The sequence below is a fragment of the Roseateles sp. FW305-36 genome, assembly GCF_058787015.1.
Map to the genome: position 1 here is coordinate 1 of NZ_JBYSZK010000035.1, position 10184 is coordinate 10184.

Below are 10184 nucleotides of genomic sequence, written 5' to 3' on the forward strand. Positions count from 1 at the left end.
TCTCCCACCGCCCCCAGCGGCACCGGCTGACGGTGCTCGTCCAGCAGGTAGATCTGCGTGTTGGCGATCGGCCGGCCGAGATGGATCGGCTGATCCAGCGATGTCGCCTGACTGGTTGACCACACCGTCGTCTCGGTAGGACCGTAGACATTCCAAACCTTGGCGGCATAACTCTGGAGTTGGTGTCCAAGGTCTTGGTTTAGCGCCTCGGCGCCGCACAGAAGTCGAAGTTCAGCAGAGCCACGCCATCCGCTTGCAAGAAGCAATCGCGCCGTGGCGGGAGTAGCTTGCATGACATTGATCGAATGTCTATCAAGCAACTCAACGAGAGCTTCCCCATCGTTGACCTCCTGACGACGGGCAAGAACCACGCTGGCGCCAGCAGTCAATGGCATCCAAAGCTCTGGCACAGACATATCAAAGCTGAACGAAGCTAGCGCCAGCAATCGGTCCAGGGATTTGATAGCACTGGTTTCCGCCAAGCTCCTCAACAGATTGAGCAGTGCAGAAAGCTCAACAAGGACGCCCTTGGGCATGCCCGTCGAGCCGGATGTGTAGATCACATACGCCAAGTGCTTCGCGCTCAGCCCCAGTTCGCGCGCGTCAGGGTTGAACCGCTCAGCTTCTGAGCCTGTCCAGACTTGCGCATCGGCGTCCAGCCGCAGCAGCACCGCCCCCGCCTTGCCTTCCGCAGTGGCTTGCACCAGCCGCTCCAGCAGCCGCTCGTCCACTTGTGCATGGCTCAGGATCGCCTTCGGTGCACTGTCATGCACCATGTACACCAGCCGCTCCTGCGGGTAGCTCGGGTCCAGCGGCACATACGCCGCTCCCGATTTCAGAATCCCCACCAGCCCCACCACCATCTCCAGGCTGCGCTCCACACAGATCGCCACCCGGTCGTCCGGCCTCACCCCCAGCGCAATCAGCCGGTGCGCCACCTGGTTGGCCTTGGCGTTGAGTTCGGCATAGCTCAGCGACGCCTCCCCGCACACCACCGCCGTGGCCTCGGGGTTTTGCTGCACCTGCGCCTCGAACAGCTCGTGCACCAGCCCTTCGGGGTACGTCACCTCGGTCTGGTTGAACCCCACCAGCAGCTGCTCTCGCTCCTGTGCCGGCAGGATGTCCAACTCGGACACCGCGTGCAGCCCACGCTCACCGTTCGACGCCTGGAGCAAAAGCGCACGCACATAAGCACTGATTCGCTCCAGTGTTTGGAGGCTCCATTTCTGAGGGTCGTAGACCCAGCGCACATGCCGAGTCGCCTCGTTGATCTGCAGAATCAATGGACGGCCTGGACGCAGGCTGTCGGAGCATGACAAGTCCTCAGAGTTCGCACCGGACTCCAAGACGAGCGGCCATACGTCTTGCAATCGCAACGCCAGGTCTCGCACACGGGAATCTTGCGCTTCCAGCGGCGCCAGCAGCGCCACATCACTGTCCAACCGCTCTAACTCCTGGCTGACCCAGGTCGCCATCTCCATGAAACTGCCCTGCGGGTCGATCACCACGCACAGGGGCGCTGTATCCAATCGAGCTGAGCGCTCGTGTGTGTTCGGTTCCGCCGCCTGCGATGACCGGCCAGAGCCACTCCATGCAGTCTTGGGCCGCCACCCGATATGAATTCCCTGCACCCCCGTCATACGGCTGAGCACAACAAGCAGCGCCGCGGGCAACGCTCCGCTGACCGCCGCTAGGCCATGGCCATCCACATCGAACCAGTCGGATGCCTCAATCCGCGCTGAATGAGGGGCATTGCCTGCGTGACTGTGCGAAGCGCGACGGTCTTGCAGGATGGGAGGTAATGGCGTTGGCACCCAGCCGTCGAGGCGCTCGCTCCAGTTGGCGATGGCTTGCGCTAAACGGGCGCCCTGAAAAGCGCCCCCATCTTCGGCATGCTGGATTTCCTGCTGGGCGTGTTGCGGCTTCGAGAGCGTATCCATAGGGCTTTGCAGTGAGCGGTTGTCGCAGTTCAGTTAGGTGCAGCAGCCAGACGCCGCGAGATAGGTCAGAACTCGAGATTGCGAAAAGACGTGAGCTTGGGCAGGTGATCGACGGCAAGCCCTCTTTCGCACGCAAGACGTTGGCATCCTCGCCAGCGAGGTGCAAAACTCCTGAGCGACCGAGACAAAGCAGGCTCAGTTCCTCATGCTTAGCGCTTGAGTGACCCTTAAGGCCACCGAATCAAGCTGTTCTCCAAGGAGAAACATATGACCACCGGGCACCATCACCATGCTGAATCCACCCGTCGTGTGCTGCTGCCAAGCCTCCATCTGCACACGCGGAGCCTTCTCATCCGCCAAACCACAGAAAGCCGTGACTGGCACGGGCAAAGGCATCTGCGTCTGATGCACATAGCATTCCGAAACAGCCGCATCTGCCCGCATGACAGGGATGACCATTGCCATCAATTCGCGGTGCGCGAGTACCTCTTCACTCATCCCACCCAACGCACGGAGTTGCTCGACCAACTGATCGTCGGTCAGCTTGTGAGTTTCATCTCGGTCGGGGATGTGGGGAGCCGCGCAAGCGGATGCAAAGACATGCATCGGAAGCGGGCTGCCACGCTGCCGCAACTCGCGCACCAACTCGAAAGCGATCAGTGCACCCATGCTGTGACCGAAGAAGGCGTAAGGCTGGACAAGGTGCTTCGCCAACCCATCAGCCAGCATCGACACAAGGCGGCCAATCTGTTCTACCGGCGGCTCGCCAAGTCGGCTCTCGCGGCCGGGGAGTTGAACCGCGCAAACATCAATCGCTGCGGGCAATGCCTTGGAGAAAGTTCGGTACACCGAGGCACCACCGCCCGCATAGGGGAAGCAGAAAAGACGCAAGGCAGCACCAGCGCGAGGCACCCGGTACGGGAGCCAGAGATCCGTCGCTTGATTCATCGTCAAGCTTTGATCTTGCAAAGTCGCTGACAACCACTGTCCAGCAACGCGCGAGCCTGTGATACCAAAGAATGACGCAGCGATGCTGCATCGAGGAAATGATTTATGAGCAGACTTGCGGGCATCGGAATCACGTGATCGAGGCAGGGGGAGGGAATTTGGAAGCTATGTTTAGAACGTATGACACTCGGCTCGCTCAAGCGGGCTCACCGCCCGGTCCAATTCGGTTCGCGCTTTTGCACAAACGCCTTGGGGCCTTCTCTCACGTCGGCGCTGTTGCGGCGCCGCTGCTCAGCGGAATAGTGAGCGGCAAAGGCGTCTTCGAGGCTGAGGTGGTCAGACTGCTGCACGGCCTGCTTGATGGACTGCAGAGAAAGCGGTGCGCAGCGCAACAGTGCCTGAACCCAGCGCTGCGTGGCGGCCGCCAAGTCCTGAAGGCACACCACTTCATTAACCAGCCCATGTGCGAACGCCTCGCTGGCGCTAAGCCGATTGCCAGTAAGCAAAAGCCCCATGGCAAGCTTGCGAGGCAACTGACGACTCAAGCGAAACACTCCGCCGGCTCCCGCAATCAGCCCCAAGCGGGCCTCGGTCAAGGCGAACTCGGCATTTTCTGAGGCGATGATCAAATCACAAGCCATCGCCAGCTCAAACCCGCCCCCCAAAGCAAGGCCTTGAACCTGGGCAATCAGCGGCTTGCTGAGCGCAAAGCGTTCCGTGAGCCGCGGCCAACCCGGCAGCCCGCGACTCCCGAAGCTGCTGGCGGGAGCTTTCTCTGCCCCTTGAGCATCCGTGCGCGCCACCAGCTCTTTCAAATCCTGCCCTACGCAAAAGGCACGCTCACCGCTAGCCGCAAGGACACCAACCCAGATCTCGTCGTCACTCTCGAAGTCATCCCAAATCTCGGCCAACGCAGCGTGGGTGGCCAGATCCAAAGCGTTGAGCACGTGGGGACGGTTCAAAGTGATGGTCGCCACGCGACCTTCTTTGCGGTACAGGACTGGTGCGTCGATCACAGTGGTTGGAGGTGTGAAAGTGAGCCGGAAGCGGGCAGGGTCTCAGCGTCAGACGCCACTGCATGCTCAGTGGCCTTTGGCGATGAAGCGCCAGTGCCAAGCGCGACAGAAGCTGGCAACGCCGCCACAGCTGGATCGCGCAGAAAGGAGGCCAGCCGCTGCACACCCAAGTCGATTTGTTGTGGATTCAAATAGCTGCAGGAAAGTCGCAATTCGTTCTTGCCGCTGTCATTCAGATAGAAACCACTCATCGGTGTCCAGAGCACGCCATACCGGCTTGCACTCACGTGCAGCAATTGCTCAGTGACTGGTACGGGCAACTGCATCCGCACAAAAAAGCCGCCGCGCGGTTGGTTCCAGCACAAGCGAGGGCGCCCCGACGCGTCGACGCTCGTAATCGACACAGCCCCGGTGGGATCACCACCGCCCGCTTCAGCAATGTCAATGCCCGCCTGCAAGTGGGCCTGGGCCGCCGTCCCCAGGTGGCGGTCGAGTGCCTTCAATAAAGCCTTGAGGTTGCGTCGGTACAGCTGCGCCTTGCGCTGGCCGATGGCGGCCAGCGAGCCGCCGTTTTGCAAGATCAGTCCGCCCACCATGGCTTGGCACAGTGGCGAAGTGTTGACGCTAACCATGCTCTTGAGTGCGGCAAGTTCGTCGGCCAACACGCCACTTTCTTGTCCCTCGCGCTGCACCGGTTGATCGGCCACCACGAAACCGACGCGCACGCCTGGCAAGCAAATCTTGGCGCAGGTGCCCAAGTAGATCACCCGGCCAGTGGGAACTCCGCCGCACTGATCCAACGCTTTGAGGGTGGGCAACTCCCCCTCTTTTTCTGCCGTAAACCCATAAGCGTTGTCTTCAAGGATGAAGAAGTCATGCGCCCTAGCAAGCTGCAGCAGTTCGTGGCGCGCCGCCAAAGACATCTGCGTTCCACTTGGATTGGCAAAGTCCGGTGCTACGTACAAAACCCGAATTCGCTCGCCACGACGCCGCGCGTCAACGCACAGCCTCGCCAAGGCTTCACAGTCCACACCATCACCACCTACAGCTTCTGACACTGGCCACGTGGCGATGTCCAGCAAACGTGCAGCCCCTCGAATGCCCACGAACGAAGGATTCACCAAAGCAACCTGGTCGTGAGCATCACGACAAAGGGCACGTAGCACCAGCAGCATGCCTTCCTGAGCTCCCACCGTGACGACCAAGTCTTGGGGGCGGACGCTGATTTGCTGGTCGACCTGCAGCGCGGTAGCCAACAGCTCGTTGATGAGGCCACGCGCTGGGCCGTACTGGTAGAGCCGCTTGGTGATCTGAGCTGGGCTCAAACGCAACTCGTCGCGCAGGTAGGTTTGATAGCGCGCAATGCAGCCCGCAGGATCAAAGTCCTCAAAAGTTTGGGCATGCGGCGCACCTGGCGCAAAGCTGATCGCATCGGGGTAGCGATCCATGACTTCGTTCAAAAAGCTGATGCCTTGAAGAACGGGGTCTTGAAGGCTGGCATGCAACTGGTCGGCCGAAATGGCGCGCATTTTCAGCTCCCTGAAAGAGGGCTGGTGTGGCCAGTCCTGCACCGCTGCTCCCCAGCCCCTGTCTGCTCGGATTTGTGCTCGCTCACGTAACGCGCGACCTTCGCACGCACGTCTTCGCTATAGGCCCGCTCGGACTGCTGCAAGGCGAATTCGGCCATGTAGGCCCTGAATAGGGAGAGCGGCTCTTCGGCCTGATTAAAAATGGTGCGGTTGGCCACGACAGCCGGGTTGTCCAGCTCGCGCACACTCGCCTCGATGGCCATCTCCATCTGCTCTGACTTGACGACCTTGTCGATCAGCATTGCGGCCTCGGGATCATGGGCGTGCACAACGTGGCCGTGCAAGATGATGCGACGGGCCAGTTTGGCGCCAACGTAGCGGCTCAAACGCAGGTTGGCGACTCCAGGGACGATCCCTTCCTTTGCCGCCGGCAAGCTGAAATAGCTCCCTTCGGCAGCAATGACGCTGTCAATCACGAGCAGCAACTGCGTTCCGCCTCCGATAGCGAAGCTGTCCACTGCCGCAAGCCAAGGCTTGCTGATGCGCTGCAAATGCCCAACCTCATCCTTTACGAGCAGGCCTTGGTAGAGTTTGCTTACAAAACCCGTCTCACGTTCAAGGAGGAACTCAACAAACGAGATGCGTCCGCCATGCAGGTGCTTCAAGTTGATGCCGCTGCTGAACACCCGCTGCCCGGCGTACTTGCTGTGATTCACCTGACCACCACGCAGCACCCCTACGCGAACCTCTGGATCCAGCAGTGCCAAGTCGCTTGCCACTTCCAAGTCAGCCACAAGCGCGTCGTCTTCAGCGTTCAGGGTGTCCGCGTTGCAAACGGTCAGATACGCGACCCCTCCCTGGCGCTCCAACAACACGCCGGGCAGGCGCAGCGCACCGGTCTCTAGGTATTCCGCCTGCAGCTCCAATGCCCGCGGGCACACCATGCGCATGCTTTCCAGCAGGTGTTCACCGACTTGCGGTTGACTGAGCAACTCGGCCAAGAAAACGGCCAAGTCGCGTTCCAGCCCGTCTTTATCGGACTGCAGGCATCGCCGCTCGAGCTGCATCTGTTCAGGGCTGGGCACGAGGCCGGGGAAGAAGCGCGCGGCGGCTTCGCACAGTGCGGATAGGCGCAGCCGCTCGGTGCCGTCGTTAGTTAGCTGTGCATACACCCACTGTGCGTGACGACGCATGAATCGCTGCCGCGCCAGGCGCACGGCGTCCAACAAGGCCTGCGCCTTGAGGCCCTGCTCGACATTGCGCGCTGGCTTCGCAGGCAGCTCTGCTATCGCTGAGTTTGCGCCCGCCACGAATTGCAGCAGCCGCTCCAACTCACCAATACTGTCAAGCGGCAGCATGCGGTGTGAACCGAAGGAAGAGGCGTTCAATCCATCGCCTGAAGCCAGCGTAGAGAGCATGTCCTGCGGTGCTATCGACGTAGCGCTGCTTGCACCGTCAGGCCAAGCCGCGCCAAGTGAGAGACTTGGTTGTGTGGTCGCTAAGGGATCTGCGGCAGAAACCGACAACTGAGGCGCTGCACTCACGCGACTCTCCTTTGGCAAAGTCCGGTCAACGCGCAATAGCGGCAGCAGTCACCTTCGCAACCTGAGCCTGTCGCAAAACACGGTCACACGCAGCGAGGTGCGAACCCAGGGCGTCCTCATAGCTGACTGCCGGAGCCTCCAAAATCAGGCGACGCTGCATGGAAGCATGCGTGAGGTCTTGTCGGTGTAGATCCTGTATCAGGGAGAGCGCAGCCACGCCGGGCTGACTGCAGACGTCATCCACCAAACCGTGCCGAAGGGCTTCTTGACCGCTTAGGCGGCGATCCAGCAAGGCCATGCGTCGACTGAGAACGACGCCCAGCTGATTACTGAGGCGATGCAACACCATGCCGGGCAACTGAGGCTGACCCGGATGACTGAGGCGCAGAAGAGTGGTTTCTCCGATGATCCGATAGTCGGTACACAGCAGTAGCGCCAAGCCCAAGCCTCCAACATCGCCGGCGAGGACAGCTACTGTGACGCCAGGCACGCGCTCAAGCCGTCGCAGCGCCCTTTCCCAATGATTGACGAGGTTGACATCGATGAGATGAGGCGCATCGTCGTGGCGCACGTCATCCGGATGGCGCCCCTCCAGATTGATGCGAAGAATGCAGCCCACACCGGCATCCTCAGCCTGATCGCACAGTGAATTGATTTGTGCGACGAAATCCTTGCTTAAGACCCCTGCAACGTCGAATGTGGCTTCGATTACGGTGGTTGTGGTGGTTTCCTGGCCCTCAGGGGAGGCAAGCTGATACATGCTGAAACTCATAAAGGGGAGCTGTCCTGCTCACGACGCCAGTCAGGCGCAACGCTTACAGGGCTGGTTGACCGCAGGCTTGACACAAGCAGGGCTTCAAGCCACAAGCCCGGTCAGACGCAGCCTGGGTCTCTTTGCGATAGACGGCGTTATCACGGAGCGCAAACTATCTATGAACCTCGCCTGGCCAATGAAGCAAGGCCGTCTCGATGGTGGAGCCCGGGCCCATGGTCATCATGACGCCGTAGTCACCAGGCTGTACGGCCACTTCGCCGAGCAGCCGCTCATACGAAAACAGGAACGATCCACTCGAAACGTTGCCGTAATCGCGCAACACTCCGCGGGTGTGACGCAGATCATGTTCAGTCAGGCCGAGGTTGATCTTGACGGCGTCAATGACCTTCTTGCCCCCGGAGTGCACAAGCCAATGGGCAATCCGACTACGCCGCAAGCCGCGTGGACGCAACAGGCGGTCGATGGCCTCTTCAGCGTTGGCACCAACGACGTAGGGCACGCCTGGATCAAGACCGAAGGAGAATTTGCCGAATTGATCGTCCCAGTCAAAGCGCATCGCGTCGACTGCATCGCTGATCACATGACTAGCAAAAGCCTCCAGCTTTGGCGCACGAGCAATGGCAGGCAAAGTGTCAGACTTTGGTCCAGCACGAAGGGCGACTGCCGCTGCACCATCACCAAAGAGGGCATTGACGACGGCAATCTCCATTCGATCGTCGTAAACATAGGCAGCGGAACAAATCTCCACGCACAACATCACAGCGATCTTGCCGGGATTGGCCACCGCCCAAGACGCAACGACATTCATGCCGTTCAGCCCCGCGTTGCAACCCATGCCGACGATGTCGACGCGACTGGTGCTCTTGCGCAGGCCGAGTTCCTTGATAAGGAGCGCACTTAGCCCGGGAACCAGAAAACCTGTTGTGGTCACCACACACAGGTAATCGATATCCAGCAAATCCAGCTCGGTGTTTTCCAGACAACGGCGAATAGCCCTAGCACCGATATGCAACGACATATCGCAATGCTTCTTCAAGAGCATTGACTGGGATTCTTCGACGGGCCCACCGGCAGGATCAGCATCGGGAAGACAGAGATGTCGTCGCTCGATGCCACCTCCAAGCAAAACAGCTCGAATGCGCTTGTCTTTAATACTGAAACGCTCGATCAATTCCTTTTGGCTATATGAAGCCTCCGGCACCGCGGTACCGACACCAAGAATATGTGAGCGCGCCGAATGCGCAGAGCCATCCAGCACTGCACTTGCCCGCCGATAGGTCAACTCGTGCCCCATACCATAGCTCAAATCGAGTCCTGAGTCGCTCGATGGTTCCAAAACTGCATTACGAGAATGTGAATCGGCATGCGACGCCAAATCACCGATCGACAAAGGAGCCGCGAAACGGGGCCCGACAGGGAATTCATAGTCTGTATTCATCACGCAGTCCAACGCACAAGGACCGCCACAAATCAGCACCCTGCCACCGAACATCCATTCAGCCAACAACTATAAGGGGCACCACATCAACAGCCCCCAACCCCAAGCCGCACTAATGAACCATATCCCCACTACAGGAAACCACCTAGTGCCACCACTTCACATCGCCAAATCAGAGCGTTTGTTTGTTTGGTGAATATTCACCATTGCCCTCTGGCAAATTAACCGAAAGAATAAATTGAGAATTCAAGTATCATGGGCATTTTGAACCGCCTTCAAGAAAATGCGGATGGAATGCGGGAATAGGTGACCCGCAAGCCACGACCGAGCGGCGCCGCTTCGGCTGCCGGCGCATCGGCGAGCTGCTGGGAACCGAAGGCGCGGCGATCAACGACGAACGCGTATGCTGGCTCCACAAGCTGGTCGACCTGTAGGTGCGCAAGCTCCGCGTCAAGTAACGCCTGAAGCTTGAACGCGTGCCGCTACACGAGCCCCAGATCCTCAATGAGGTCCGGAGCATGGACTTCGTCTCTGACAGCCTGGCCAGCGGGCCGCTCATCGAAGGCCTGACCGTTACCGACGACTTCAGCCACAAATGCATGGACATCGCCGTCCATCACGACATCGGTGGCGAGCACGTCGTGCGTGTGCTGGACTAGGTAACGCGGTTCAGGGGCCATCCGCAGGCCGTGCGCGCGCGGACCATGGGCGGAGTTCACCAGCCCGGCCTTCATGGCCTAGGCGCAGGCACCGGCGTTTAGCCGTCTAGATTTTCCTAGTTGCCCATCGTTCATCATTCACCGATGAGTTACAGCCCTACAAATTGCTCGTCGCGTAGGCGTTACTTCTCTTCTGCAGCGCCGCTATCGCTTCGTCAAGCAGAGCGAACAAACGCATGCGGAGTTCGGCGTCCCGACTGAATACGAAGGGACTTCCCACCTTCTGGCCCCGGCGCCGAGGCGCCAAGATTGATGGTGCGAATCGTCAATCTGCA

General features: G+C 59.7%; 8 protein-coding genes. 1 reads left to right on the top strand and 7 read right to left on the bottom strand.

What is annotated here, in order from left to right; translation table 11 throughout:
• The 7 genes from AC3WOE_RS30320 to dpgA all read right to left on the bottom strand — a co-directional run.
• Positions 1-1940 (bottom strand): AMP-binding protein (locus AC3WOE_RS30320; protein WP_492696234.1); only part of this gene is annotated, 1940 nt, incomplete at its 3' end.
• A 195-nt stretch (positions 1941-2135) separates the two neighbouring features.
• On the bottom strand, positions 2136-2888 hold the full coding sequence (locus tag AC3WOE_RS30325; protein ID WP_492696256.1) for a thioesterase II family protein: 753 nt from the start codon (positions 2886-2888) through the stop codon (positions 2136-2138).
• Between the two features lie 206 nt (positions 2889-3094).
• Complete coding sequence (gene dpgD, locus AC3WOE_RS30330; RefSeq protein WP_492696238.1) at positions 3095-3865, bottom strand: enoyl-CoA-hydratase DpgD; 771 nt, start codon at positions 3863-3865, stop codon at positions 3095-3097.
• Positions 3866-3900: 35 nt separating this feature from the next.
• The gene (locus AC3WOE_RS30335; RefSeq protein WP_492696242.1) at positions 3901-5433 is read right to left on the bottom strand and encodes an aminotransferase-like domain-containing protein; all 1533 of its coding nucleotides are present in this window, start codon (positions 5431-5433) and stop codon (positions 3901-3903) included.
• A 2-nt stretch (positions 5434-5435) separates the two neighbouring features.
• Positions 5436-6851: an enoyl-CoA hydratase/isomerase family protein gene (locus AC3WOE_RS30340; RefSeq protein ID WP_492696246.1), complete on the bottom strand. Its 1416-nt coding sequence runs from the start codon at positions 6849-6851 to the stop codon at positions 5436-5438.
• Between the two features lie 151 nt (positions 6852-7002).
• Positions 7003-7737 carry an enoyl-CoA-hydratase DpgB gene (gene dpgB / locus AC3WOE_RS30345; RefSeq protein WP_492696248.1) on the bottom strand — a complete coding sequence of 245 codons (735 nt, stop codon included), beginning with the start codon at positions 7735-7737 and terminating at the stop codon, positions 7003-7005.
• 166 nt (positions 7738-7903) lie between these two features.
• The gene (dpgA, locus tag AC3WOE_RS30350; RefSeq protein WP_492696251.1) at positions 7904-9190 is read right to left on the bottom strand and encodes a 3,5-dihydroxyphenylacetyl-CoA synthase DpgA; all 1287 of its coding nucleotides are present in this window, start codon (positions 9188-9190) and stop codon (positions 7904-7906) included.
• Between the two features lie 518 nt (positions 9191-9708).
• On the opposite strand from dpgA, the gene AC3WOE_RS30355 reads away from it, so the two are divergent.
• Positions 9709-9849, top strand: coding sequence for a hypothetical protein (locus tag AC3WOE_RS30355; RefSeq protein WP_492696254.1), 141 nt, complete (start codon positions 9709-9711; stop codon positions 9847-9849).
• The last annotated feature ends 335 nt before the right edge of the window (positions 9850-10184 follow it).